Origin of the sequence: Nitrospira sp. BLG_1 (assembly GCF_047338595.1) — a bacterium.
In the GTDB taxonomy this organism is placed as follows: Bacteria; Nitrospirota; Nitrospiria; order Nitrospirales; family Nitrospiraceae; genus Nitrospira_D.
In genome coordinates this window covers 1-23,871 of the sequence record NZ_JBLFBO010000027.1, presented here as the reverse complement: position 1 = coordinate 23,871, position 23,871 = coordinate 1, and the positions used below count along the sequence as shown (strand labels likewise).

Annotated in this window: 26 protein-coding genes, 1 tRNA gene and 1 riboswitch; of the genes, 15 read left to right on the top strand and 12 right to left on the bottom strand. The window is 55.1% G+C overall.

Features of this window, described 5'->3' with window-relative positions; genetic code table 11:
- Positions 1–12: 12 nt before the first annotated feature.
- The 9 genes from hpt to ACMTNU_RS15330 all read right to left on the bottom strand — a co-directional run bounded on the left by hpt (position 13) and on the right by ACMTNU_RS15330 (position 9,285).
- Complete coding sequence (gene hpt / locus ACMTNU_RS15370) at positions 13–555, bottom strand: hypoxanthine phosphoribosyltransferase (protein WP_413936168.1); 543 nt, start codon at positions 553–555, stop codon at positions 13–15.
- 1 nt (position 556) lies between these two features.
- Positions 557–1,915, bottom strand: coding sequence for a tRNA lysidine(34) synthetase TilS (gene tilS, locus ACMTNU_RS15365; protein WP_413936167.1), 1,359 nt, complete (start codon positions 1,913–1,915; stop codon positions 557–559).
- A 118-nt stretch (positions 1,916–2,033) separates the two neighbouring features.
- Positions 2,034–2,978, bottom strand: coding sequence for a bifunctional riboflavin kinase/FAD synthetase (locus tag ACMTNU_RS15360; protein ID WP_413936166.1), 945 nt, complete (start codon positions 2,976–2,978; stop codon positions 2,034–2,036).
- Positions 2,975–3,955, bottom strand: coding sequence for a porphobilinogen synthase (hemB, locus tag ACMTNU_RS15355; protein WP_413936165.1), 981 nt, complete (start codon positions 3,953–3,955; stop codon positions 2,975–2,977). The genes ACMTNU_RS15360 and hemB overlap by 4 nt, the downstream gene beginning before the upstream one ends.
- 132 nt (positions 3,956–4,087) lie before the next feature.
- Positions 4,088–4,480 (bottom strand): cyclic nucleotide-binding/CBS domain-containing protein, encoded by a 393-nt coding sequence (locus ACMTNU_RS15350; protein WP_413936164.1) that lies wholly within the window; start codon positions 4,478–4,480, stop codon positions 4,088–4,090.
- Positions 4,481–4,529: 49 nt separating this feature from the next.
- Complete coding sequence (gene cobA / locus ACMTNU_RS15345; RefSeq protein WP_413936162.1) at positions 4,530–6,089, bottom strand: uroporphyrinogen-III C-methyltransferase; 1,560 nt, start codon at positions 6,087–6,089, stop codon at positions 4,530–4,532.
- Between the two features lie 5 nt (positions 6,090–6,094).
- Positions 6,095–7,042: a hydroxymethylbilane synthase gene (gene hemC, locus ACMTNU_RS15340; protein ID WP_413936161.1), complete on the bottom strand. Its 948-nt coding sequence runs from the start codon at positions 7,040–7,042 to the stop codon at positions 6,095–6,097.
- A 28-nt stretch (positions 7,043–7,070) separates the two neighbouring features.
- Complete coding sequence (hemA, locus tag ACMTNU_RS15335) at positions 7,071–8,462, bottom strand: glutamyl-tRNA reductase (RefSeq protein WP_413936159.1); 1,392 nt, start codon at positions 8,460–8,462, stop codon at positions 7,071–7,073.
- 19 nt (positions 8,463–8,481) lie between these two features.
- A complete protein-coding gene (locus ACMTNU_RS15330) occupies positions 8,482–9,285 on the bottom strand; it encodes an inner membrane protein YpjD (protein WP_413936158.1) in 804 nt (267 codons plus the stop codon).
- Between the two features lie 95 nt (positions 9,286–9,380).
- Here ACMTNU_RS15330 and ACMTNU_RS15325 point away from each other — a divergent pair, with 95 nt between their 5' ends.
- The gene (locus ACMTNU_RS15325) at positions 9,381–10,082 is read left to right on the top strand and encodes an SAM-dependent methyltransferase (RefSeq protein WP_413936157.1); all 702 of its coding nucleotides are present in this window, start codon (positions 9,381–9,383) and stop codon (positions 10,080–10,082) included.
- 95 nt (positions 10,083–10,177) lie between these two features.
- Here ACMTNU_RS15325 and ACMTNU_RS15320 read toward each other — a convergent pair whose 3' ends face one another.
- The 3 genes from ACMTNU_RS15320 to ACMTNU_RS15310 form a co-directional block, all read right to left on the bottom strand.
- Entirely contained in the window at positions 10,178–10,438 is a 261-nt protein-coding gene (locus ACMTNU_RS15320) for a sulfurtransferase TusA family protein (protein WP_413936155.1), read from the bottom strand.
- A 144-nt stretch (positions 10,439–10,582) separates the two neighbouring features.
- The gene (locus tag ACMTNU_RS15315; protein WP_413936154.1) at positions 10,583–11,329 is read right to left on the bottom strand and encodes a hypothetical protein; all 747 of its coding nucleotides are present in this window, start codon (positions 11,327–11,329) and stop codon (positions 10,583–10,585) included.
- 306 nt (positions 11,330–11,635) lie between these two features.
- Positions 11,636–11,722 (bottom strand) — tRNA-Leu (locus tag ACMTNU_RS15310).
- 322 nt (positions 11,723–12,044) lie between these two features.
- On the opposite strand from ACMTNU_RS15310, the gene ACMTNU_RS15305 reads away from it, so the two are divergent.
- The 14 genes from ACMTNU_RS15305 to frr all read left to right on the top strand — a co-directional run.
- Positions 12,045–12,614 (top strand): prolyl hydroxylase family protein, encoded by a 570-nt coding sequence (locus ACMTNU_RS15305; RefSeq protein ID WP_413936153.1) that lies wholly within the window; start codon positions 12,045–12,047, stop codon positions 12,612–12,614.
- Positions 12,615–12,863: 249 nt separating this feature from the next.
- A riboswitch (guanidine-I (ykkC/yxkD leader) is annotated at positions 12,864–12,973 on the top strand.
- Positions 12,974–13,101: 128 nt separating this feature from the next.
- Entirely contained in the window at positions 13,102–14,565 is a 1,464-nt protein-coding gene (locus tag ACMTNU_RS15300; RefSeq protein WP_413936152.1) for an APC family permease, read from the top strand.
- A 91-nt stretch (positions 14,566–14,656) separates the two neighbouring features.
- The gene (locus ACMTNU_RS15295) at positions 14,657–15,805 is read left to right on the top strand and encodes an agmatinase family protein (protein ID WP_413936150.1); all 1,149 of its coding nucleotides are present in this window, start codon (positions 14,657–14,659) and stop codon (positions 15,803–15,805) included.
- Between the two features lie 431 nt (positions 15,806–16,236).
- Positions 16,237–16,518, top strand: coding sequence for a Fe(2+)-trafficking protein (locus ACMTNU_RS15290; protein WP_413936149.1), 282 nt, complete (start codon positions 16,237–16,239; stop codon positions 16,516–16,518).
- A gap of 144 nt (positions 16,519–16,662) precedes the next feature.
- Positions 16,663–17,118: a bifunctional nuclease family protein gene (locus ACMTNU_RS15285; protein ID WP_413936148.1), complete on the top strand. Its 456-nt coding sequence runs from the start codon at positions 16,663–16,665 to the stop codon at positions 17,116–17,118.
- A 16-nt stretch (positions 17,119–17,134) separates the two neighbouring features.
- Positions 17,135–17,623 (top strand): bifunctional nuclease family protein, encoded by a 489-nt coding sequence (locus tag ACMTNU_RS15280; RefSeq protein WP_413936147.1) that lies wholly within the window; start codon positions 17,135–17,137, stop codon positions 17,621–17,623.
- Positions 17,624–17,669: 46 nt separating this feature from the next.
- Entirely contained in the window at positions 17,670–18,101 is a 432-nt protein-coding gene (gene rplM / locus ACMTNU_RS15275; protein WP_413936146.1) for a 50S ribosomal protein L13, read from the top strand.
- A 36-nt stretch (positions 18,102–18,137) separates the two neighbouring features.
- The gene (gene rpsI / locus ACMTNU_RS15270; protein WP_413936145.1) at positions 18,138–18,530 is read left to right on the top strand and encodes a 30S ribosomal protein S9; all 393 of its coding nucleotides are present in this window, start codon (positions 18,138–18,140) and stop codon (positions 18,528–18,530) included.
- Positions 18,531–18,639: 109 nt separating this feature from the next.
- Positions 18,640–19,692 (top strand): N-acetyl-gamma-glutamyl-phosphate reductase, encoded by a 1,053-nt coding sequence (gene argC, locus ACMTNU_RS15265; protein ID WP_413936144.1) that lies wholly within the window; start codon positions 18,640–18,642, stop codon positions 19,690–19,692.
- Positions 19,693–19,749: 57 nt separating this feature from the next.
- A complete protein-coding gene (gene argJ / locus ACMTNU_RS15260; RefSeq protein ID WP_413936142.1) occupies positions 19,750–20,955 on the top strand; it encodes a bifunctional glutamate N-acetyltransferase/amino-acid acetyltransferase ArgJ in 1,206 nt (401 codons plus the stop codon).
- Positions 20,956–21,165: 210 nt separating this feature from the next.
- The gene (gene rpsB / locus ACMTNU_RS15255; RefSeq protein WP_413936140.1) at positions 21,166–21,942 is read left to right on the top strand and encodes a 30S ribosomal protein S2; all 777 of its coding nucleotides are present in this window, start codon (positions 21,166–21,168) and stop codon (positions 21,940–21,942) included.
- A 64-nt stretch (positions 21,943–22,006) separates the two neighbouring features.
- A complete protein-coding gene (gene tsf / locus ACMTNU_RS15250; protein WP_413936139.1) occupies positions 22,007–22,603 on the top strand; it encodes a translation elongation factor Ts in 597 nt (198 codons plus the stop codon).
- Positions 22,600–23,325, top strand: coding sequence for a UMP kinase (gene pyrH, locus ACMTNU_RS15245; protein ID WP_413936138.1), 726 nt, complete (start codon positions 22,600–22,602; stop codon positions 23,323–23,325). The genes tsf and pyrH overlap by 4 nt, the downstream gene beginning before the upstream one ends.
- A gap of 19 nt (positions 23,326–23,344) precedes the next feature.
- A partial coding sequence (gene frr, locus ACMTNU_RS15240) for a ribosome recycling factor (protein ID WP_413936137.1) occupies positions 23,345–23,871 on the top strand: 527 nt, incomplete at its 3' end.

Sequence of the window (23,871 nt, the reverse complement as noted above, 5' to 3'; positions counted from 1 at the left end):
CGTAAGAAAATGCTACGGCTCCGGCTCACTCGATTGATCGAGCACCGCGAGATACGGAAGGTTCCGGTACTTCTGCTGATAATCCAGGCCATATCCAATGACGTACTGATCAGGAATTTTGAAGCCGATGTATTGCACGTGCACATCGACGACACGGCGCTCCGGTTTACTCAACAATGTACAGACATTGATACTCTTCGGTTTCCGCCTTGCCAAGGTCTTCATGAGATATTGAACCGTCAATCCTGAATCGACAATGTCCTCGACCAGCAGCACGTCTTTGTTCTTGATCTGTTCGGTCAACTCCGTCACCAACTTCACTTTCCCGGATGTCTTGGCTCCTGTCCCGTAACTCGTCACCACGATGAAATCAATTCGTACGGGAATTCGAACGGCTCGAGCCAGGTCGGCAAAAAACGCATACGCTCCCTTCAGTACACCGACAAGCACCAGGTCCTTCCCGGCATAGTCGGTGCTGATCTGTCGCCCTAACTCGCGGATCCGATTCCGCATCTGCTCCTGAGTGATGATCGGACGTCCAAACATACGTTCCATCTCAGTCGGTTCCTTCCGTGAGAGGTGGTGAAGTGACGGTGATAACCAAACAGCGTGTCGTCAAGGATGTCGGCACCCAGCGTTCATCTTGCCGATACCCAACGATCCAGAGAATGCCTTCGGGAGCCACAACCAGAGGGACACGATCACGTCGTGCCATCGGAATCTTCATATCCGTAAAAAAATCCTGCAATTTCTTCGAATGTCCACCCATGCCACGAGGGCAAAAGCGATCGCCCGGCACCCAGCTTCGGATGGTCAGTGCGTGAGTGATTCGGTCGGCATCCACCAGGATCTGGTCCTGCTCCGGTACGGGTTCTCTAGGGTCGTACTCCTGCAGTTGTACCTGAAGTCGTTGTCCTGTTCCAGGCCAGATGAGTTCTCCTGGGATTGAGATGGGGGTGTGAGGCGCATCAGCATCTCGGTGCCGTCGATCCTCCCGATGCCCTGCCGGAAATGGAATAAAGCGGAGCGTCTGCATCGTGACGACGATAACCCCCCCCTTTATGGCCACGCGACAGTCCGACTCCGGACTTGAGACAAGACGTCTCACTCGCTCGATCTTATGAAAACTGGGGGCGCGCTGGTGCGGGTCAGATCGGCGCAGCAGCAGTCGAAGACAGCGCCGTTGCAGGGGCAGTGGGAGATCGGCAAGAGTCCGGCGATCAAGCGTCCATGCTCCGGTTGTGCCCCACTTCACAGCAGACGCCGTGCGGACAGCCACTTCTTGGTCCAGATAGTGATCATCGGCCCGACAGAGGTCGGCGAGTCTGCAGAGAGCCTTGCTGCTTGATGGAACCAATTGAGTAAGGAGCGGAATGACCTCTTGTCTGATTCGGTTTCTGAGGTAGAGCGGCTTGGCATTGCTCGAATCTTCCCGATAGGATACACCCGCCGTACGCAGATAGGTCAGGATCTCCCGTCTCGTTGTCTCGTACAACGGTCGTACAACCGCATCGTCACGGACCGCAGGCATGCCGGAAAGACCGGTCAACCCTGCCCCTCGAAGCATCCATAAGAGGACCGTCTCTGCCTGGTCATCTGCCGTATGACCGACGGCAATGCGATCGGCTCCAGACATCGTTCTGATTTCCTGCATCAGACGATATCGAATGTCACGAGCCTCGGCTTGTAGAGAGGCAGTTCGACGGTCAGTTTGAATGTGCGCCCTGCGCACATGGAGAGGCACGACCAGACTGAGGCACAGCGCCTCTACAAACCGTTGATCCTCATCGGATTCAGCGCCCCGCAACCCATAGTTACAATGGATGGCCGTCAGGGTCAGTTTCCAGTGAGACCGGAGATGATGCAGGATCGACAATAATCCGACAGAATCCGGACCGCCCGAGATGGCGACCACTAGATGCTGTCCTGGTTGAAAGAGGTTTCTGGATCGAACCGTTCGAACGACGTGACGTACGAGAGGAGGCCAAGCCGTCCTGTTCATGGAGTTGCGTGCAGCTGGTTGTAAGAATCCATCACGCTCCACAGGTGTCGTGATAGCGACGGAGGGCGGCTCTCGCTGATTCCACATCAATGGCAATTTGTCGACTCAAGGCTTCTCCACCATTGAACTGTGCGTCGCCGCGGATACGATCAATCAATTCGACCGTGATCATGTGCCCGTAGAGGTCATACTGCCCATCGAGGATGGAGACTTCTACTCCTCGTACTTCTCCATGGAAGGTCGGTTTGTTCCCTATATAGGTGACGGAATCATGTCGATCGGTTCCCACGGTCGTGATCGAGGCATAAATTCCATCGGCAGGGGTGACACGGTGCGGAGGAAGCGACAGATTAGCGGTCGGACATCCTAATGTTCGCCCCCTGCCCTCCCCAGGAGCGACGATCCCGCTCAGGGCATAGGGTCGGCCGAGTAACCTCATTGCCTGGGCGACGTGCCCGGCCACAATGAGCTGTCTGATTCTCGTTGAGCTGACGACTCCCCCGTCGAGGGTCACCGGAGGTGTTGGATGGACGATGAAGCCAAACTGATCACCGAGCCGCCCCAGATCCTCGATCGTGCCGGCTCGCTTGTGTCCAAACGCAAAATGTTGTCCGACAAAAATCTCCTTAAGCCCAAGCCCCTTGGAAAGTACCTGCTCAGCGAACAATTCCGGAGTCAGCGACGCAAAGGCTCGAGTGAATTCCACAAGCACCACCTCATCGATGCCTGCCTGTTCGAAGTGAGCGAGTTTTTCATGCTCGTCGGTTAGAAACCGAAAGTCGGCTTGAGGCGCCAGAATTTTCACCGGATGTGGATCGAATGTGAGAACCATTGCGGTTCCCTCCTTCTTGCGTGCCGTCTCAATTACCTGCTGTAACAGGGCGTGGTGGCCACGATGGTGTCCATCAAAATTCCCGATGGTTCCCACGGGATAGGAGCGACCCGTTTGGCTGGAATATCCGCGGGTTACTTTCATTGAGGTGAACGAAGCAGCTGAGCCGCGTCTTTGGCGAAGTAGGTCAGAATCAGGTCGGCCCCCGCCCGCTTGATGGCCAAGAGCGATTCCATCATCGCCCGCGACTCATCGAGCCATCCCGCCTGCGCGGCCGCTTTGATCATGCTGTACTCTCCACTCACTTGATAGGCCGCCAGCGGAAGGAGGATACGGCGACGAGCGGTAGCAATGATGTCAAGGTACGGCAACGCCGGCTTCACCATGATGATGTCGGCCCCTTCCTTGATATCGAGGTCGATTTCGCGCATCGCCTCCCGCGCATTGGCCGGATCCATCTGATAGGACTGTCGGTCGCCGAAGTGAGGAGTCGAGAAGGCTGCATCGCGAAACGGTGCGTAGAAGCAGGACGAGAACTTCGCCGCGTACGCCATAATGGGTAGATCAGAGAAGCCGGTCCGATCCAACTCTCTCCGAATCGCCGCCACACGCCCGTCCATCATATCGGATGGTGCCACCATGTCGGCTCCTGCCTCGGCGTGGGTGCGTGCCATGGTCGTCAGGCAGTCCAGGGTCTCATCGTTGAGAATCTTTCCATCCCGCACGATGCCACAATGGCCGTGGCTGGTGTACTCATCGATACACACATCGGTGATCACCATTAACTCCGGCACCTGCTGCTTAACGGCTTTGACGGCTCGCTGCACGATCCCGTTTGGATCCAAGCCTGAGCTGCCATGGTCATCCTTGTATGCCGGAATGCCGAATAAAATGATGGCTGGAATCCCGACCGCACAAAGTTCAACCGCCTCTTTGACGAGCAGATCGATGGACAGTCGACATTGACCGGGCATCGACTCGATGGCTTCACGCCGACCCTGTCCTTCAGTCACGAACAGTGGAGCGATAAAATCCGCCGGCGAGAGATGCGTTTCTCGCACCATCCGTCGTAGCGGTTCCTGCTGCCTGAGTCGACGAAGGCGATGAATTGGAAACCCCATGTCGTGTCCTTTATTGCTGTGAACGATGGGCCGGGAAGACCACAAGGTCTGGAACCGGGATCATTCCCGCGAGCTGATCGTCCCGTGTGAGAGCTCCATAACGATGGATCGGAAACTCCATAGCGAGGAGCCTTATTTCCGAGGGAGATTGGTTAAGAAGACGACCAAGTCTCGGACCGAGATGATTCCGACCAACTGGCCGTCACGTGTCACACCCAAATGACGAAGGTGCGATTGGGCCATGAGATCATTCGCATCCAGCAAGGTCTTATTTTCTTCGATCGTCATGATGGGCGCCGACATAATCTGTTCAACCGTGGTTTTGGTCGCGTCCGCCCCGGCTGCGACGACACGGCGCATCATGTCCGTGTCCGTGATGATGCCGATGATCTCACGGTCATTCGTCACGAATAAACTGCCGATCCCGCGATCGCGCATGATCCTCGCTGCGGTCTGCGAGTCGGTGTCGCGTGGCACAGTCACAAACTTATCTCGGGGAATCATGAATGACTTCACAGGAACCATAGTACGCTCCCTCCTTATAAAGCCGGCCCATCAGGCATGGGCCGTTGGGTTACGATACAACACCCGCGGCACAGTGCTCGCGGCTCTCATAATGGTGAGCAATCGCATCCACTAATGCAGGAATCGTATTTTCGCTCGGCATGATTGAGACCGTGAGACCGAATTCCTCTGCTGTCTTGGCTGTGATTGGACCGATGCAGGCGATGGTCACTGAGCGCAACAGCGGACTCACAGCATCCACCCCTCCCAGCATAGCAACAAAGTTTCGAACCGTGGAAGAACTTGTAAAGGTCACGACATCGAGACGATGGTCTCTGAGCTCTTGCCACCATCCCTCAGCCTTCAGGTCTGGAGCCAGCGTTCGGTAGACCGGCACGACATCGACATGGGCTCCACGCGCACGGAGCTGTTCCGGCAAGATCTCTCGCGCCACTTCGGCTCGCGGGATCAGGATGCGAGATGTGCTGATCTCCTGCTGATTCAGTGCGGCCAAAACTCCCTCCGCTTGATATTCAGCCGGAACCAGATCGGCTCGAACGCCAAACCGCTCCAACTCCTGAGCGGTCCGGGGTCCGATACAGCACACGCGTTGTCCGGCCAGACACCGTGCATCCAGTCCTTGTGCCCAGAGACGACTCATGAAGCGGTCCACCCCATTCACACTGGTGAAGATCATCCAATGGTAGGTGCCGATCTCGGAAATGGCGCGGTCGACGACTGTCCAATCGAGCGGGGGAACAATGCTGATAGTCGGACCTTCGACCGGGTCGGCTCCATAACTGGCGAGATGCGTAGCCAGCTCGTGGGCCTGCTCTTTGGCTCGTGTCATCAATACGCGCTTGCCGAACAGTGGACGTCGTTCGAACCAATTGAGTGTCGATCTGAGTTGAACAACCTCACCCACCACAATCACGGTGGGGGGTTCCATTCCGATGGTCCGAGCCTTTGACACAATGTCCGACAACGTTCCGACCAGCGTCTGTTGACAGGCTCTGGTCCCCCAGCGGGTAATCGCAACCGGTGTCGATGGAGACATTCCTTCCTGCATGAGCTGGGCGGTGATTGTGGAGAGATGTTTCATGCCCATCAGAAAGACGAGTGTTCCCCGTGTAGCGGCGAGTTTTGGCCAGTCCAATGAGGTCGAGGTTTTTGTGGGATCTTCATGTCCGGTGACGATCGTTACGGTAGATGCCAAAGTCCGGTGGGTAATAGGAATGCCGGCATAGGCCGGGACTGCCACTGCGGCGGTGACACCGGGGACCACTTCAAATGCAATCCCCGCAGCCGCGAGTGCCTCCGCTTCTTCTCCACCACGACCGAACACGAATGGATCTCCGCCTTTCAGGCGAACCACCACGTTCCCTGCTTGCGCACGTTCGATCAGCAGCCGATTAATGGACGCTTGCTCCGGGTATTTCCCTGTGCCGCGTCGTCCGACATAGAGGCGCTCCGCATGTTCAGGAGCATGGGCCAGCAGTGCGGGATTCGCGAGATAGTCGTAGAGGACGACGTCAGCCTGCGCGAGGCAGTCTCGTCCACGGAGCGTCAAGAGCCCTGGATCTCCAGGGCCGGCTCCGACGAGATAGACCTTTCCTGTGCGTTGCCCCATTCTGCTCATGCCGATCCGTAAATCTCTCGGAGAATCTTGTCTCCGCCTCTGGTCAACAGCCGTTCAGCTAACTGTACCCCAAGGGCATGGGCTTGCTGTCCTGTGCCGGCAATCTGATCACGAATGATGGTTTTCCCGTCGATGCTTGCCACGAGTCCCTCCAAAACCAGCCGCTCGCCGGATAAGATGGCATGCGCGGCAATCGGGACCTGACAGCCACCCTCTAATCGTTGCAAAAATGCTCGTTCTGCCGTGACCGTTGTCTGGGTTTCTCGGTGGTTGAGCCGCAACAAGATCGAGCGGACGAATTCGTCGTCAGCCCGACCTTCGATACCGAGTGCGCCTTGTCCGATCGCAGGAAGACTGAGGACAGGGGAGAGATATTCGGTGATGGTCTCAGCCCAAGCCAGGCGATGCAAACCGGCTGCGGCGAGCACAATGGCATCAAACTGCCCGTCCTTAAGCTTTCGTAGCCTCGTATCAAGATTTCCGCGCAGCATGGTAATCGTGAGGTCTGGTCTGGCCTGTAGCAGTTGCGCCTGGCGGCGGAGACTCGCCGTCCCGATCGTCGCTCCCAACGGCAACTCCTGGAACGAACAACCGGTTCGGCTGATCAGGGCATCACGGGCATCCTCGCGCGCCGGCACACAGAGAATATCGAGTCCAGCCGGGAGTTGTGCCGGAACGTCTTTCATGCTGTGAACGGCGAAGTCAATGTCACCGGCAAGCAAGGCATCTTCAATCTCTTTGACGAAGAGTCCTTTTCCCCCGATTTTGGCCAGCGGGACATCAATAATCTTGTCTCCTGAGGTCTGAATCTTTTTGAGCGTGACGCGAACCTCCGGGGCAACCTCGTGAACTTGTGATTGAAACCACTCACTCTGACAGAGCGCCAACTTGCTCCCTCTTGTCCCTAGCACCAGCGTGGAGCGTTGACCGTTCGATGTCGACACAGGGTAATCCTTTCTCTGTACGTATAGGCTAGCGGGCGCGTTTCGGTACTGAGGGTTCAGGGGTTGGCTCGTCGGCTTCGGATTGAGGGCGACTGTCCGTGAGGTAACGAGACGACTCGGAATAGGTCTCTGTCTGTTGAGTAGAGGCAGCGGGTCTATCCAGGGCATAGAACTGCCGGGCCGCCTCGACAAACGCAGGGCCACTGGACGAATTGACTTCGTTTTTCAACGTCACCATCGTCCGATGGATCAGTTTGTTGACGATGGAGGAGGCGAGACCTTCGACGAGTTCTCGATCCTGTGCGGACAGGTGTCCCAATCGCCCCAGCACTTTCTCGACCTCCGCCCGTTTTATGTCCTCCACCCGGTTACGAAGGGCCACGATGGTCGGTGTGACTTCCAATGATTTCATCCAGTCGAGGATCATCGTCACTTCTTCGATCACCATGCGCTCGGCTTTCTCCGCCTCGTGCACCCGTTCGGCACGGTTCTGCTCAACCCGATGCTTGAGATCGTCGATATCAAAGAGGAACGCGTTGTCGACGTGGCGAACCGCAGGGTCGATATTTCTCGGAACGGAAATATCGATCAGGAACATCGGACGATTCATGCGTTCCTGAACGGCTCGATGCACATCCTCGGCTCCGACCAAGTAATGGGCTGCGCCGGTCGAGACCAAGACAATGTCTGCCGAGGCCATGTCATCCTTGAACTGATCGAACGGGACTGCGGTTCCTCCAAACTTCTCGGCGAGATCAACCGCATGTTGCGGAGTTCTGGTCGTGATCCGCACATGTCCCACGCCGTTTGCGATCAAATGCTTTGCCGCCAGCTTGGCCATCTCTCCGGCTCCGACCAACAAGACGGTCTTTTCATGCAGGTTCGAAAAGATTTTCTTCGCAAGCTCCACCGCAGCGTAACTGACGGAGACCGCCATCTCGGCAATCTTCGTCTCCGTGCGCACACGTTTGGCCACGGAGATCGCCTTCTTCACCACTTTGTTCATAATCACACCGGTGGTCTTGTGTGCCAGTGCGACCTCGAAGGCGTCTTTCAGTTGTCCCAAGATTTGAGACTCGCCGATGATCATGGAGTCCAAACTGGACGCCACGCGAAACAGGTGGGCAATCGCCCGATCCCCGGTATGCCAGTACAAATGCGGAGTCAACTGTTCGGAGGAGAGAGAAAGATGCGTGTCGGCCAGAAATTCTTGGATGCGGCCGTATCCGGTGTCGACATCCTCAACCACGGAGTAGACTTCGACTCGATTGCAGGTCGACAGCAGAATTCCTTCCTTCACGCCGGGGTACGAACAGAGGCGAGTCAGGGCTTCACCGAGACGGCTTTCGGGAACGGCCAGACGCTCCCGGATTTCTACCGGAGCCGTCTTATGGCTTAAGCCTACGACGATCAAATGCATGGCACGACCACTTTCTACCCTACGACAAGGCGCTATGCCCTTTGAGCAGGACGCCGACCAATGTCAGGATGACACAGGCAAACCCGACCACGGTGAGATAGGCTGCCCGCTTGGCTCTCCAGCCGATGGTCAGTCTTCCCAGGAGGACGACGAAATAAAAGAGCCAGGTCACGACGGCCCATGTTTGCTCAGGATTCCAGCTGACGTACGACCCGCGAGCGAGCTCGGCGGAGATGGCACCTGTCACGATACCCAACGTCAGCAACGGGAATCCCAGGACGATCGACTGCTGATTCAGATGATCGAGAAAGTCGAGCGCCGGCAGTTTACTATAGAGGACGTTGAATTGTTTCGACTTGAGGAGCCGATCTTGAATGAGATACATCACTCCCGCTACGAATGCGACGGCGAATCCGACCGTCCCCAACATGCTGAGGGTGACATGAAACCACAAGGTTTTGAAGACCGGTTGAAGCGTCGGCTCGCTTTCCGGAAGGGCTGCCGCCGAGATGAGCGAGACAATCGCCAAGGGGACCATGAAGGATCCCAGTACATGAATGCGATGACGAAATTCGACGATGAGCAGCACCAGGATGATCATCCAGGAGAAAAACGACAAGGCATCGGAAAAACTCGGCGGAGAGGAGGATGACGCTCCCGTCATTCTCATGATAAGGGTGATCGTATGGAACGCGAACCCGACTGCGGTAATGCTCAGCGACACGTTCGAGAGAGCTTCCGAACGCCGTAGGGAGTAGGACAGAAACGACACCGTGGCCACGATGTACAGGATGAGGGCGATCATGAAACAGACGGCTGCCATTGGGAATGTCCCCGCTGAATCTCCGGCGTGACGTTCAAACAGGTTGAGAGGAAATTATATCGGTGCCGCCTAAACAGAGTCAAGAAAACGCTGGCGTGTCAATAGCTTCGGCTCAGTCACCGGATGAGGGAGGGGTGGTGTATGTGGTGGCCGTCCCCATCGGACATCCTGATGATCTGACCCTGCGTGCGTTGGCGATCTTGAAGTCTGTTGATCTCATTGCCTCTGAAGATCCAAACATGACACAGCAACTACTCGCGCATCATCGGATCTCAGCGACCGTGACCAGTTATGGTCCTGTGAATGTGCAGGAGAAGGTCGCGGTGCTTCTTCAGCGAGTACGACAGGGAGCCAGGATTGCCATTGTCACGGACGCAGGGTCGCCCCTGATCGTGGATCCAGGCGCGCTGCTTGTCACGGAAGCCGCTTCTCAAGGAACCCGGGTGATTCCGATCCCCGGACCTTCCGCAGTAATTACGGCTCTGACGGTGGCTGGATTTTCTTGCGAGTCCTTCTATTTTTCTGGACAGCTGCCGAGTACCGGCCCACATCTCACGCGACGTTTGGCTGATGCAGTAAAAATGAAGGTTCCGACTGTTGCCTATGGCACCCGACGCACGGCCGTACGTGCTCTTGAAACCCTTGTCCGGCTTGCGCCGAGACGGCTGGTTGTCGCGGCCTGCGACCTCACGACACCGAATGAGCTGATTATTCGGGGAACGGCCTATGAGGTAAGTCGGCAACTGTCGGACACAGCGGGGGAAGACATCACGATTGTCTTGTCAGGAAGGAAGTAGTGGCCAACGAAACAGGCCGATTGGAATCTCATGACGTAGTGGCTTTCTCGAACCTGACGGCGAACGCATCACCCATGAACGTAGGGACATTCCTATCAGTCATTATCCTCCCGACGAATCAACACTCGGTAGGCTTGCTCCACTCGCTCCTGGCCTAAGACGGTGTGTCCTTCATTCTCGACACTGCGTGGGACATTCCGAATGGGGTCGCCGTCGTCCAAGAGGACAGACAGGACCTCTCCTTCTTTCATGGTCTCAAGCTTCAGTTTCGTTTTCACGAAGTTATAGGGACAAATCACTCCGCGCAGATCCAGCTCCGAGGACGGCCCAATAGGTGCTTTCTCCGGTTCGCTCATAATCACAGACTCATTGAATGAAAGAATATTCCCCGAGTCAGCTCGCCGATGACCAGCGACCGTTGGCAAGCCATGTACAGATCGCAATAAAACAAAGGGGGCAGCTTCTGCTGCCCCCTTTGAAAGCTCAAGTCTTGGAACGTCTCAATTAAATCCTTTGATCAAGTTCGGCTTCGCGGTATCAGCGCCATAATCTGACTTGTTTTGCCCTTGATAACCCCAGCCTGGCTGAGGTTCACAGTTCCAGCAAGGAGCTGATCCTGTGAATTCTCCAATTGTGGTGTCAATGGTCCCAGTGATCTTGCCCGGCAATACTGATCCCGCCACTCCACCAGTGGTACTGCCGTTGCTCGTCTCGATGGCGCGCTCTGTTGCAGGATTCGGACGTTGTCCTAAACCACCAAACCCGGCTAGTCTTTCGTTGCCGCGCAGTAGGTACACTTCCCGAACGAGCTTACGTCCAACACCATACTGCTGATTGGGCGTAACTGCTTCAATCACTTGTAGAGAAATATCATCACCATTGTTCAATACCCGCAGCTGGTCCATGTTGGTTTTTTCATCGAAGTACACCGTCATGGAGCTCATCGCGCCGGATCCTGCACGTCCTTCATCATGCGAGCTTCCACCGCTTTCAAGCAGCATTTTCCCAGCCGGAAGATCGATTGCCAGTACACGCCCGTAGATTGTCTCTGGAAGAGAAAGTCGGTCAAGGAATGCATTGCGATCAAAGGCCTGAACGCGATTTGCGTTACCAGACACGTCGCCAACCCCTGTTCCTACACCCATTGCAGATCCCCCAGATGATTGCTGGAGTCGCTCTTGAGCCACTGCAACATTCATTGAGCCGACGCAGAGCAGGGCGGCTCCCAGTGCCAACACTTTACGCATGTGCTGCCTCCTTAAAAGTAAGTGGACCGGTTGTCCTGTAATAAAAATTCACAAGGTCACCATTAGAAGACGTTGAGTCTGGTTCGATGCTGACGCTTTCTGAATCGAGCAAGACACGCTGTACATCCCTGAGAAATATGCAGAAAGTAGGCTAATAGCGAGACGCTGTCAAGAGGGTTGTCGGATCGCATCAGGTTTCGGACTGACCTTCACCGCCATCCCTGTCTCATTAAGGTCGTTCCTCGTATGGAAACCAGGCGGCAGCCACCTCTAGTCTTCAGTCAACAACCGCACGTCTGTATTCGTTGGTGCCCAGAGGGAGGGTCGAACTCCCACTCTCTTGCGAGAACCGGATTTTGAGTCCGGCGCGTCTGCCAGTTCCGCCATCCGGGCGTACCCACACTCACTGTATCAAGCGGATCTGTTTCTAACATGCCGCCGTCCAAGGGTCAATCGGCAACTCTCTCCCCTCCCCACTTCCACGGGAGAAAACAGGTTCCAGACCGTGCTCTCACCCAGTACTCCGATGCGCTGTTGACATCATGCCCCCGCTTATCCAAGCACATACTGCAGGACAGTCAGATTCTTGTTTGGTCATCAGTGTGACCGTAACTCACGAAGAATGAGGGTCCATTTGACGATTCGGCAATCTGCGGTACGGTTGTGAGCGTCGGTGGCTATGCATCAATCATGGTGAAACTCGTAGGAATCACTCATGATCAAGGAAGAATTGGATCCCGGGAAGATATTTCTTTTGCTCAACTTTCTGTCGAACGATGAGTGTGCGGCACTGATTCGTCGGAGCGAAGGGCTGACGTATGAGGTGGGAACTGTGGGTGGCGTAGTCGCCGAGGAAATCAGAAACAATGAACGTGTCCTGGTTGACGACAAAACCCTCGCAGATAGGTTGTTCCAGCGTGCCACGTCCTGGCTCCCACGGGTTATTGAACATCGCCACCTGGTTGGGTTTAACGAGCGTTGGCGGTTCTACCGCTATCGTCCCGGACAAACCTTCCAGCCCCATCGGGACGGATCCTATCTGTCTCTGAAGACCTATGAAAAGAGCGAGGTGACATTTCTTATCTATTTGAACGACAACATGGTCGGTGGAGAAACCCGATTCTTTACAGACATGGACCAGGTTGCTCGACGATGTCCCTATCTGACAGTGAAGCCGACGGCAGGAGCAGCGTTGGTCTTTCTCCATTCTATTTGGCACGAAGGGGCTGTGGTCCAGCGTGGGGAGAAATACGTCTTGCGTACTGACGTGATGTATAAATTGTAGAACGCCTCAAAATACAAGACAACGGCCTGCTCATTTCTCTCCGTTCATTCTTCGACTTATACAGACCACCTAACAGCTCTCGTGCAATCAGAAGAGAGGCAGTTGACCCTACATTCTTTCCTCGCGCCCCATCTGGCACTCCAACGGTCTTCTCCCATCGCGATGGACATTGCGTAAGCTGTTTGGACAGCCGAGGGTTATGGCCTTGACTTTAATCGGACAAATGAATAGGCTCCTAGGAAATTGTTCCAAAAGGAAAACTAGGGTTCCGGCTTCCTTCCTTGTCGGATGGAGCGACTGGTCCAAGAGTTTTCGGCCTCGCTAACGAGGCTCCACGGAGGGATAAAAGCCCGGGAGATCATGTACGCTGGTACATGGCCTTTTGGGAGGTAAGCCCTTCACCAGGAGACTTCGTTATGCACCTCCACCCCATCGTTCATTCCTTCACATATCGGTCAGACCTGCTGCCGAACTGGAGCGGTCTGTCATGGTAAGTCACAATGTTCCGGATCGAGATCGTTTGGCGACGGCGCCCAGTACGGCCGAAACCCTGCGTCGCAGTTTGACGCTCTGGAACAGTCTGACCATCGGTTTCGCCACTGTGTCGCCGGTGGCAGGACTCTACGCGATTATCGGGGTGCAAACGGTCGTCACAGGTGGCGGGTGGTTTCCGGCATTGGCGCTCTGCCTGATCATGCAGTTATTGGTCGCCACCGTGTATGCGGAACTGTCCTCGCAGATTCCAATCGCGGGAGGCGCGTACAGATGGGCGCGGCAGCTTGGAGGCACCACCACCGGCACCTATGCCGGAGCCATCTACGTCAGTTCTACGATCGCCATGCTCACGACGACCGCCTATACCGGCGGGGTCTGGTTGGCGATTTTTTTCGGATCTGCAAGTGGAGCGGGCATGACTCTGGTCACCTGGGGCGCGGTGTTTCTGCTCGTCTGCACCGTGCTGAATCTTGTCCATGTCTCGGTCTTCAAGGTTCTCATCTCGCTCGGAGTCTATGCGGAAATCATCGGCTCGTTCGGCGTTGCCCTGTTGCTGTTTTTCTTTTTCCGGCAGCATGGTTTCTCCGAACTGTTTGCCCATCTGGGGACAGGAACCGCTCCCAGCCAGACCGCTGCGTTTCTGGCGGCCCTTGCCATTTCAGGGTGGGCGTTTATCGGCTTCGATGCCTGCTCGACCATTGCTGAAGAAACGCATGAACCGAAACGGATGGTGCCTCGCGCGATCTTTTTCTCGCTGTGCATGGTGGGGAGCGTGGTGCTCTTCAACTCTGCCGCCCTGACCCTCAGCTTCAACCGCGAGACGTTACAGCAGACGAGTGCCGTATCCGATCCTGTCACCCCGGTGATCGTGGCTAACTTTGGGGACTGGGCAGAGACTCCCTTTCTGGCGATTGTCATGATCGCATTCCTGGCTTGCGGGTCTTCAATGGTGCAGTACACCTCGCGGATTGTGTTCTCCATGGCTCGCGAAGGGAGTATGCCGGCCGTCCTCAGTCGGGTGACCGCTGCCGGCGCTCCGCGCAACGCTGTACTTTTTACAGTGCTGCTCGCGACGCTCGGCTTGCTCTTTGGTCTCAACGATGAAGCCGTTGCCACGGTCCTGGCATTCGGCACGGGTGGGTTGTATGCCATGTTTGCAATGACCACGGGTGTTGGGCTCTACACCAGGCTCACGGGTCGATGGGACCCCTCGTTAGGTCAACTGAACCTGGGTTCGTGGGGCTTGTTGATTAATATCGCAGCGTTTCTCTGGTCGTTGTTTGAATTCGTCAACATCGCGTGGCCACGCCCCTATGCCACTTCACCCAACGCTCCCTGGTGGCAACTCTGGGCCGTCCCGCTCGTACTGGGGGGCATCCTCACGTTGACGACATTATATCTCCTTGTCGGTAGAAACGGGACCTCGGTTCATTCGGGGGAAGCCGAACCACTGTAAGCAAGACGGCAGGCTCGGTGCATCGAGCCGTGCGGTACGAGGCGTTTCACAGAAAGTCCAATTCACTTATTCCGGTAGAAAAGGAGTACGCATGGCAAAGAAGCGAACATACCAAGGCACGGTTCCCCTACATGACAACTACGGGCCGGAGGCCAAGTTTGCGGTCGAAGCGGAGGCGCTGCTGCCGACCACGAAATATGAAGAGGAAGTCGCCCGGGGACTAGAGCTGGGCTTGCCCGGTGCTGAGTCCATTAAAGATCGTCGCATTCCTACCTTTAGTCGGGGTGAGCTACCGCATTTCGCCGGCATCAACACCTTCACCAAAGCGCCGTATGTCGAGGATGTCCGCAAGTGCGGGGACTACGATGTCGCCATCATCGGGGCACCGTTCGATGGCGGGACCACCTATCGGGCAGGCACTCGATTCGGCCCTCAAGGCATCCGCAAGATTTCCGCGTTGTACGGCACCTATAGCTTTGAACTGGGTGTGGATCTTCGAGAGTCGATCTCCATGTGCGATCTGGGCGACATCTTTACCATTCCCGGCAACATCGAAAAGACCTTTGATCAAGTCAGCAAGGGCGTGGGCCATGTTTATGCCAGCGGGGCCTTCCCTGTCGTGCTGGGGGGAGACCATTCTCTTGGATTTGCGACCGTGCGAGGGGTGGCTCAGAATATGAACGGCAAGAAACTCGGCATCCTGCACTTTGACCGTCATGTCGACACGCAGGAGACTGATCTCGACGAACGTATGCACACCACACCCTGGTTTCATGCGACGAACATTCCTAACGTCCCGGCGAAGAACCTCGTCCAGATCGGCATCGGCGGCTGGCAAGCGCCCAGACCCGGCGTGAAGTCCGGTCGTGAACGCCAAACAAGTATTATGACCGTGACTGACTGTGTGGAGATGGGCATCGAGAATGCCGCAAAACAGGCCCTCGAAGTGGCGTTTAACGGGGTAGATGCCGTGTGGTTGAGCTTCGATGTAGATTGCTTAGACGCAGCCTTCGTGCCAGGCACCGGCTGGCCTGAGCCTGGAGGCTTTCTCCCCCGTGAAGTGTTGAAGTTTCTGCAGATCATCGCCGACACGAAACCACTGGCGGGGATGGAAATCGTGGAATGTTCGCCACCCTACGATGCAGCGGAGATCACAAGCCTGATGGCCACCAGGGTGATCTGCGATGTGCTGGCCTGCCAGGTGCGATCAGGACATCTGGCCAACCGGAAGAAACGTTAAGCGGCATCGATCTCAGGAAAACCAAGATACAGATTGAAGGATTTGCTCGCATGTCTTGTGAGTGTTGTCTTTTCACGGGGGCCACTGCCGGCGCATGTCACACATGCGTCGGCATGGTCCGCCGGGCGCGCCGTTGCCCGTAGAGCCAGGTGAAGGGTTCGTGCAGGAGCGCATCACTCGTCAGGTGGGTCATGAAACTCGTAATCTCCTGACTACATGATGGCCGATGATCCGGCTAGGCGCGAGCGCCGAGTCACTCATCTACGCAGAACACCACTGTTGAGGCGTGGAGCTCCACCTGAGCTATCAGGTCGGGAGAAACTCAAACTATTTTTCATGGGGCCATCTCTGCTAGAATGACACCTGATATATAGGTGGTTTTGTCGACGATTTCATCCGAGAGCACGCTCAAAAAAAGGAGTATGACCGATATGGCAGAGGTGGCATGTGTGACATGTGGTCAAACTGGTGAAGTCATCACCGCTCCCCTGTTTCTCGGCAAGCTTGAGGCGGAAGTGAAAGGTAAAGTCTGCCTCGGCTGCTGGAAAAAGTGGGAAGGTATGCGCGTGATGGTGATCAACGAATATCAGGTGAATCTCGGCGATGAGAGCGGCCGTGAGCTCGTGCGCAAACAGATGAAGGCGTTTCTGAAGATCGGTGAGGCGGTTGATTCGTCAAAAGTTGCGGAGAACTATCGGCCAACCGGTGGCTGACCGTCGCAGTTTATCTTGAGTGTTGTAGGGACCAGACTCAACTTTTCTCCTGCGTTGTCGCCGACTTCGTTGACATGGCCAATCTGAAAGTGGTACGGTGCACCGTTATGTGCTTTGTGCCCGTGAGAACGATTAGGGATACAGATGATTACGCAGATGCAGGTCAAAGGGTTGATGTTCGACCCCTACAACAATGCGTATATCGTCATTTTGCGGGACGACGATCAGGTTGAGATGCTCCCCATTTGGGTCGGCAAAGCGGAAGCCAGTTCGATTAGTCTGGCGCTGGAAAAAGTGGCTCCTCCTCGTCCCATGACGCATGACTTTATGAAATCCTATTTGGATGCGTTTGATGCCAAAGTGATCAGCGTGGTCATCACCGATTTGAGCGAGAATACCTACTTTGCCAAGATTCATCTGATGTACGGTGATTCTGAGTATGCCGTAGATTCGCGTCCGAGTGATGCCATTGCGCTGGCGTTACGCACCCAGGCTCCGATTTTTGCCAGTGAGTCGGTGATTCGCAAGCAAAGCTCCGAAGAGCTTGGTCAGTGGTTGGAAAACCTGAAGCCGGAAGACTTTGGCAAGCTCGATTCCTGAGCGAGGTTGATCTGATATGGACGGTGGCTCACCACAAGACTCCGGACCCTTGATCCAGCTTCTGGTTGATCGTGTGGTCGAGGACCCAGCGACGGATACGAGGATCGTGGTGCTGGCTCGAAAAGACGGTGACCTCGAACACTTCATGGTGTGGGTCGGTGCGTCCGAAGGGGAAGCGATCAAGCGAGCCTTGGATACGTCGCTCACTGCACGACCAATGAGCCATGATCTCATTAAGAGCTGCGGCGAACATCTTGGGATTACCACCGAACGTGTGGTTCTGACCGACGTGAAGAGCAGTACATACTATGCGACGGTCTTCCTTGAAAACAAAGGAGTGACCCGTACCCTTGATGCACGTCCCAGCGATGCGATTGCCTTGGCCCTTCGCTGTCAGGCTCCCATCTATGTCACGCAGGATGTATGGCAACGGCGAAGCGGGCAACAGTTGGACGCATGGCTGTCGAAGTTGGAAACGAAGAATATCGGTGCACAGGAAGTCTAAGTCCTTTAACGTCGGCTGAAAAAAGCCGCAGTGGAGAAAGAAGAAGATGATGACGACGTACTTTGAGAATCCGATTCATGTGAAAGAAACCTGGCATTTGGTGGATGCCGACGGGAAGACCTTGGGGCGCCTGGCTGCCAGAGTCGCGGGTGTGTTACGAGGGAAGCACCGTCCGACCTTCACCCCGAACGTCGATATCGGCGACCATGTGGTCATTGTGAATGCGGAAAAGATTCAATTGACCGGCGGGAAGTTGGACAAGAAGCTCTACCATCGTCACACCGGATATCCCGGTGGTTTAAAAACCGCTTCAGCCAAACATGTCTTCCAAAAGGATCCGGCGCAGCTCTTGATCACGGCGATTGAAGGGATGCTTCCGAAGACACCACTCGGCAATGGTATGGCCAAGAAGCTTCGTGTTTACGCGGGGCCGAATCATCCTCATCAGGCACAACGACCGCAACCGATTTCACTCTAACGAGTTCATGACCCCAACGAGAAGGAGATCAGTCGCATGGCAGTAGTGACACAGTATGCAACGGGACGGAGAAAGTGTGCGGTGGCGCGAGCCTGGGTGACAGGGACCGCAGGCGACATTACCGTGAATGAGAAGCCGTTGGAGCAGGCGTTTCCTCGGTTAACTCTTCGACAGATCATTCAGCTCCCGCTCGAAATGGCAGGTCTGATGGGCAAGTATTCGATCAGCGCGACCGTCTACGGCGGTGGTCCGACGGGACAAGCGGGTGCGTTGCGCCATGCGATCGCACGGGCGCTCGTGGCCATGACACCGTCGACCCGCGGCTCTTTGAAAAAGGAAGGACTGCTCACCCGTGACTCACGCGTGAAGGAACGGAAAAAATACGGACAAAAGGGCGCACGCAAGCGATTCCAGTACTCCAAGCGCTAGACGCAGGAGGCACCGATACCAAAAAGGGAAGGCCTCGTGCCTTCCCTTTTTTATGTGGTCGATCTGGACTCTCCGTCAATAGGATGTTGTTGAAATTCTGGGTTAATTGATGGGAAAGAAGTTTCGAGTTGCCATTGCGGGAGCAAGTGGATACGCCGGTGCGGAATTGGTGCGTCTGGCTTCTGCTCACCCCCATTTCACAATCACCGCAGTGACCTCTGAGAAGTCTGCGGGGCAAGTGGTAGCGTCCGTGTTCCCCAGTCTCAAAGGGATCGTGGATCACCGGTTTGAAGCCCTGGCACCGGAAGCCTTGGCAGAGCGGGCTGATGCGGTTTTTCTTGCTCTTCCGCATACCAAGTCCCAGGATCCGGTTGCCATTTGCATCAAGGCCGGTAAGTTTGTCGTGGATCTCAGTGCGGATTATCGTTTGAAGGATGTGGGTGCGTATGAGCGATGGTATCAGACCACGCATACCCACCCACAGCTCCTCAAGGACGCGGTCTACGGTCTCCCGGAACTCCACCGGCTCGCCATTGCACAGGCGAAACTCGTCGCGTCTCCCGGTTGTTATCCCACGGCTGCCATTCTTCAATTGGCGCCGCTCTTTGCCAAGAGGCTTGTGCAGCCGGAGACGATCGTCATTGACGCCAAATCCGGGGTATCGGGAGCGGGACGGAGTCCGGCCCTCCCCTATCATTTCCCTGAAGCGCACGAATCTCTGGAGCCCTACAAGATCGGACAACATCGTCATACGCCGGAGATTGAGCAGGAGCTTTCTGCGTTACGGGACCAAGTCGGTCCGGTGACCGTAACCTTCACGCCGCACCTTGTCCCGATGAATCGGGGAATATTGAGTACAGCCTATTGCCGGCTGACTCACGCGATGCCCCTCGCGGACCTGCGAGACTTGTACCGAGAGTTTTATAAAAGCGAACGCTTTGTTCGGCTGTGCGACGAGATCGTGCCGAATCCCCGCTACATCAAGGGGACAAACTACTGCGATGTCGGCGTATACGCGGATGCACGGGCTGGATGGGTCGTGACTGTGGCAGCCGTCGACAATCTTGTCAAAGGAGCCGCTGGTCAAGCCATTCAAGCAATGAATCTCATGTTGGGTCTGCCTGAGGAGACCGGCCTGACGGCCCCTGGTAGCTATCCATAGGCCTATCATCCTTCGCGGTCTCAATCCGGATCGATCACCCTCACGGAACCTTGTTGTATGAGCACAAAACAGACAGGCATTACCGCCCCGCAAGGATTTCAAGCGGCCGGTATCCATTGTGGAATTAAGAAACCCGGACTCCTTGATCTTGCGCTGTGTGTGTCTGATGTGAGCGGACCGATTGCCGGAGTGTTCACGAAAAATCGTGTCGCCGCGGCTCCCGTCCTTCTCGATCGTCGCCATCTTCGGCATCGTTGCGGGCGTGCGATCGTCGTGAATAGCGGGAATGCCAACGCTTGCACGGGAGCCCAGGGGTTGGTCTCAGCTGTGACGATGGCCAGGACGGTTGCTCAACAGCTCTCAATTCCTGTCCATCAAGTTTTTGTAGGATCGACGGGTGTGATCGGACGCACACTCCCCATTGACCGGATCACGACAGCGATTCCCGCATTGTTTTCGCGTCTTAGTGTCAAGGGTGGTGCTCAGGCTGCTCGGGCCATCATGACCACGGACTTGAGGCCTAAAACAGTCTCAGTGCAAGCAAGAATCGGCGGTCGCATGATCACGATCGGAGGGATGGCCAAAGGATCGGGCATGATCCATCCCGATATGGCCACGATGCTTGCGTATTTTACGACCGATGCAGCAATCACCCCCCCTGCTCTGCAACAGGCCTTGAAGACTGCGGCCGACCAGTCATTCAACTGCATCACTGTGGATGGAGACACCAGCACGAATGATACCGTGTTGTGTTTGGCGAACGGTCTTGCAAGGAATCGGGTGATCGAACCACAGAGCCCTACCTCTCGAGAGTTTGAGCGCCTTCTGACTGAGGCTGCCCAGACCTTGGCCTTACTCATCTGCCGCGACGGAGAAGGTGTGACCAAGATCGTCAAGGTGCAGGTTGAAGGGGCCAAGACCATCGCTGCTGCGAAACGCGTTGCAGCCACTATTGCCACGTCCAATCTGGTGAAAACCGCGCTCTTTGGGGAAGATGCCAATTGGGGAAGAGTCATGGCGGCCATCGGACGATCAGGCGTTGCAATCAATCCGGCTAAGGTGACCGTCAGGTTCGACGACATCCAGATGGTCAATCAGGGTATTGGCCTGGGGCTCGACGCCGAGCGCAAGATCGCACAGGTCTTCAAGCGGAAAGAGTTTACCATTGCGGTCCATCTTGGCCTGGGTACGGCATGCGCCCATATGTGGACCACGGATCTTTCGTACGATTATGTGCGTATCAATGCAAGTTATCGATCCTAGCCCGTGAAGACCGTTTGTCGCTTGAAACCTCGTTGTGACTATGGTAGCGTCGCCGATCGATATCTGACAGGGGTCGCGTTCACAGAATGTGAACCGGCTGATTATTCAAATCAATAACAGCGCATTGTTCGCTGTGTGGCTTGAGAATAAGGGAAGCGATTCCCTCACCCGTCTTACGGGTGCTCTGCAAGCCTGGAGGAAGGTGACGGCATGGGGGTAGTGGCAATCAAGGAATTGTTGGAAGCCGGTGTACATTTTGGACATCAGACCAATCGCTGGAATCCCAAGATGAAGAAGTTTCTCTTTGGTGAACGCAGCGGTATTTATATCATCGACTTACAACAGACCCTCACACGAATGGAACAGGCCTATGCCTTCGTTAGAGATCTCGTTGCAGGCGGCGACTCCGTCCTCTTCGTCGGGACAAAACGGCAGGCCGCAGAAATCCTTGAAGAGGAAGCGAAACGGGCCAACATGTACTTTGTCAATCAGCGGTGGTTGGGAGGGATGTTGACCAATTTCCAGACCATTCGCCGCAGTATCGATAAAATGAAAAAAATGGAAACGACCTTGCTCAACCCAAGCGAGCATGGTCTGAAAAAGAAAGAAATCCTTCTCATGCAGAAGGATATCGCCAAACTCCAAAAGTACTTATCCGGCATTAAGAATATGCGCAGTCTTCCAGGAGCCGTCTTTGTCCTCGATACGAGAATTGAAAAGATTGCTGTTCAAGAAGCGACGCGTCTTGATATTCCGGTCATTGCGATTCTGGACAGCAACTGTGATCCAGATCACATTACCTATCCCATTCCGGGGAATGATGATGCGATCCGTTCCATCAAGCTGATCACGTCAAAAATTGCCGATGCCTGCATTGAAGGCGCCCACGTGAAAGCACAGCGCGAGGAGGCGGAGTTCCAAGCAACGCCTTCCTCCTCCGGAGAGAAGAAGCCGGTGGTGCGTTCTGAAGGCGTAGCGATATCATAAGCCTCGTGCAGAGCGGTTCATCAATGCTTTTATTTTCAACGCCTACGTGAAGGAAGAATGAATCATGGCAGGATCCAGCCAGTTCGTGAAGGAACTTCGTGAGAAAACCGGGGCCGGCATTCTTGATTGTCAGAAAGCCCTCACCGAGAACGATAATGATATCGAGAAAGCCATCGACTATTTGCGGCAAAAGGGTTTGGCAGCAGCCGCAAAGAAAGCCGGGCGAGAGACCAATCAAGGTCTCATTCATTCATACATCCATATGGGGGGAAAGATCGGCGTCTTGATCGAAGTGAACTGCGAAACAGATTTCGTGGCTCGCAATGAGGAGTTTAAGGCTTTTGTCAACGATCTGGCTCTGCAGATCGCTGCTGCGAAACCGAACTTCGTCAAGCGCGAAGATGTTCCCGCCGATATGGCTGAGAAAGAAAAAGTGATCTACGAGGGGCAAGCAAAAGAAATGGGCAAGCCTCCGGCCGCGTGGCCCAAAATCGTCGAAGGAAAGCTGGAAAAGTTCTATCAAGAAAATTGTTTGATGGAGCAGTCGTTCATCAAGGATCCAGCCGTAACCGTGAAGGATCTACTTGCGCAAAAGATTTCGAAGATCGGTGAAAATATGAACATTCGCCGATTCACTCGCTATCAGTTAGGCGAAGTATGAGCTCTGCCAAGTACCGACGCCTCCTTCTGAAAGTCAGCGGGGAGATGTTGGCTGGTGAGCAAGGGTACGGTATCCAACCCTCGATTCTGGAAACACTTGCAGCAGAGATCGCCTCGGTCGTGGCCCTTGAAGTTCAGGTGGCTCTTGTCATAGGAGGCGGAAATATTTTTCGAGGGATCGCCGCAAGTGCGGCCGGTATGGAGCGGGCGTCCGCCGATTATATGGGGATGCTGGCGACCGTGCTCAATGCCTTGGCGCTTCAAAATGCATTGGAACGTATTGGAATCATTACCCGAGTTCAATCTGCCATTGAAATGCGCCAACTGGCGGAAGGCTACATTCGGCGGCGGGCTATCCGCCACCTCGAAAAGAACCGAGTGGTTATTTTTGCCGGTGGCACCGGAAATCCCTACTTCTCAACGGATACGGCAGCTGTTCTTCGAGCCATGGAAATCAGTGCGCAGGTCATCATGAAGGGCACTAAAGTTGACGGGATTTATGACGCAGATCCGGTCAGTCATCCCACGGCAAAGAAGTATGATCAGATTTCCTTTCTCTCTATTTTGAATCAGAATCTCAAAGTGATGGATTCGACGGCCATCAGTCTGTGTATGGATAATAAACTGCCGCTCACCGTCTTCAACCTCAAGGTACCCGGTAACTTCAAACGAGTGGCTTTGGGTGAGCCGATCGGGACCTCTGTTACGATCGGTAACCGCTGATCCCATTACGAGGTGTATCATGTCCAACGCTGCCCCGGTTCGCCAGGCCTTCGTCTCCCGTATGGATCAATCACTCGAGCATTTACGGAAGGATCTCTCAGGTCTGCGAACCGGGCGAGCTTCCGTCGCGCTGCTCGATGGGATTCGTGTCGATTACTACGGCACCATGACCCCGTTAAAACAGATTGCCAGTGTGTCGACCCCGGAAGCTCGATTGATTACCATCCAACCTTGGGAGCCCCAGCTGATCAAAGAGATTGAGAAAGGCATCGCGAATGCCGGTTTGGGCGTGACTCCGTCGAATGACGGAAAAATCATTCGAGTTCCCCTTCCCCCATTGACTGAAGAACGGCGCAAGGAATTGACGAAGGTATGCAAGAAGCATGGGGAAGATGCTAAAGTTCAGATCAGGGGATTCCGGAGAGAAGCCAACGAGGAGTTGAAGAAACTCCAAAAAGATGCGAAGCTCACCGAGGATGAACTACGAAAGGCTGAACAAGAGACCCAGAAACTCATCGAACAGTATGGACAAAAAGTTGATGACAT

Excerpts from the sequence above, each read along its gene's own strand:
- hpt (WP_413936168.1), bottom strand. The coding sequence starts at position 555 with ATGGAACGTATGTTTGGACGTCCGATCATCACTCAGGAGCAGATGCGG.
- ACMTNU_RS15360 (WP_413936166.1), bottom strand. The coding sequence starts at position 2,978 with ATGAAAGTAACCCGCGGATATTCCAGCCAAACGGGTCGCTCCTATCCC.
- hemB (WP_413936165.1), bottom strand. The coding sequence starts at position 3,955 with ATGGGGTTTCCAATTCATCGCCTTCGTCGACTCAGGCAGCAGGAACCG.
- ACMTNU_RS15350 (WP_413936164.1), bottom strand. The coding sequence starts at position 4,480 with ATGGTTCCTGTGAAGTCATTCATGATTCCCCGAGATAAGTTTGTGACT.
- cobA (WP_413936162.1), bottom strand. The coding sequence starts at position 6,089 with ATGGGGCAACGCACAGGAAAGGTCTATCTCGTCGGAGCCGGCCCTGGA.
- hemA (WP_413936159.1), bottom strand. The coding sequence starts at position 8,462 with ATGCATTTGATCGTCGTAGGCTTAAGCCATAAGACGGCTCCGGTAGAA.
- ACMTNU_RS15330 (WP_413936158.1), bottom strand. The coding sequence starts at position 9,285 with ATGGCAGCCGTCTGTTTCATGATCGCCCTCATCCTGTACATCGTGGCC.
- ACMTNU_RS15320 (WP_413936155.1), bottom strand. The coding sequence starts at position 10,438 with ATGAGCGAACCGGAGAAAGCACCTATTGGGCCGTCCTCGGAGCTGGAT.
- ACMTNU_RS15315 (WP_413936154.1), bottom strand. The coding sequence starts at position 11,329 with ATGCGTAAAGTGTTGGCACTGGGAGCCGCCCTGCTCTGCGTCGGCTCA.
- ACMTNU_RS15305 (WP_413936153.1), top strand. The coding sequence starts at position 12,045 with ATGATCAAGGAAGAATTGGATCCCGGGAAGATATTTCTTTTGCTCAAC.
- ACMTNU_RS15300 (WP_413936152.1), top strand. The coding sequence starts at position 13,102 with ATGGTAAGTCACAATGTTCCGGATCGAGATCGTTTGGCGACGGCGCCC.
- ACMTNU_RS15295 (WP_413936150.1), top strand. The coding sequence starts at position 14,657 with ATGGCAAAGAAGCGAACATACCAAGGCACGGTTCCCCTACATGACAAC.
- ACMTNU_RS15290 (WP_413936149.1), top strand. The coding sequence starts at position 16,237 with ATGGCAGAGGTGGCATGTGTGACATGTGGTCAAACTGGTGAAGTCATC.
- ACMTNU_RS15285 (WP_413936148.1), top strand. The coding sequence starts at position 16,663 with ATGATTACGCAGATGCAGGTCAAAGGGTTGATGTTCGACCCCTACAAC.
- ACMTNU_RS15280 (WP_413936147.1), top strand. The coding sequence starts at position 17,135 with ATGGACGGTGGCTCACCACAAGACTCCGGACCCTTGATCCAGCTTCTG.
- rplM (WP_413936146.1), top strand. The coding sequence starts at position 17,670 with ATGATGACGACGTACTTTGAGAATCCGATTCATGTGAAAGAAACCTGG.
- rpsI (WP_413936145.1), top strand. The coding sequence starts at position 18,138 with ATGGCAGTAGTGACACAGTATGCAACGGGACGGAGAAAGTGTGCGGTG.
- argC (WP_413936144.1), top strand. The coding sequence starts at position 18,640 with ATGGGAAAGAAGTTTCGAGTTGCCATTGCGGGAGCAAGTGGATACGCC.
- argJ (WP_413936142.1), top strand. The coding sequence starts at position 19,750 with ATGAGCACAAAACAGACAGGCATTACCGCCCCGCAAGGATTTCAAGCG.
- rpsB (WP_413936140.1), top strand. The coding sequence starts at position 21,166 with ATGGGGGTAGTGGCAATCAAGGAATTGTTGGAAGCCGGTGTACATTTT.
- tsf (WP_413936139.1), top strand. The coding sequence starts at position 22,007 with ATGGCAGGATCCAGCCAGTTCGTGAAGGAACTTCGTGAGAAAACCGGG.
- pyrH (WP_413936138.1), top strand. The coding sequence starts at position 22,600 with ATGAGCTCTGCCAAGTACCGACGCCTCCTTCTGAAAGTCAGCGGGGAG.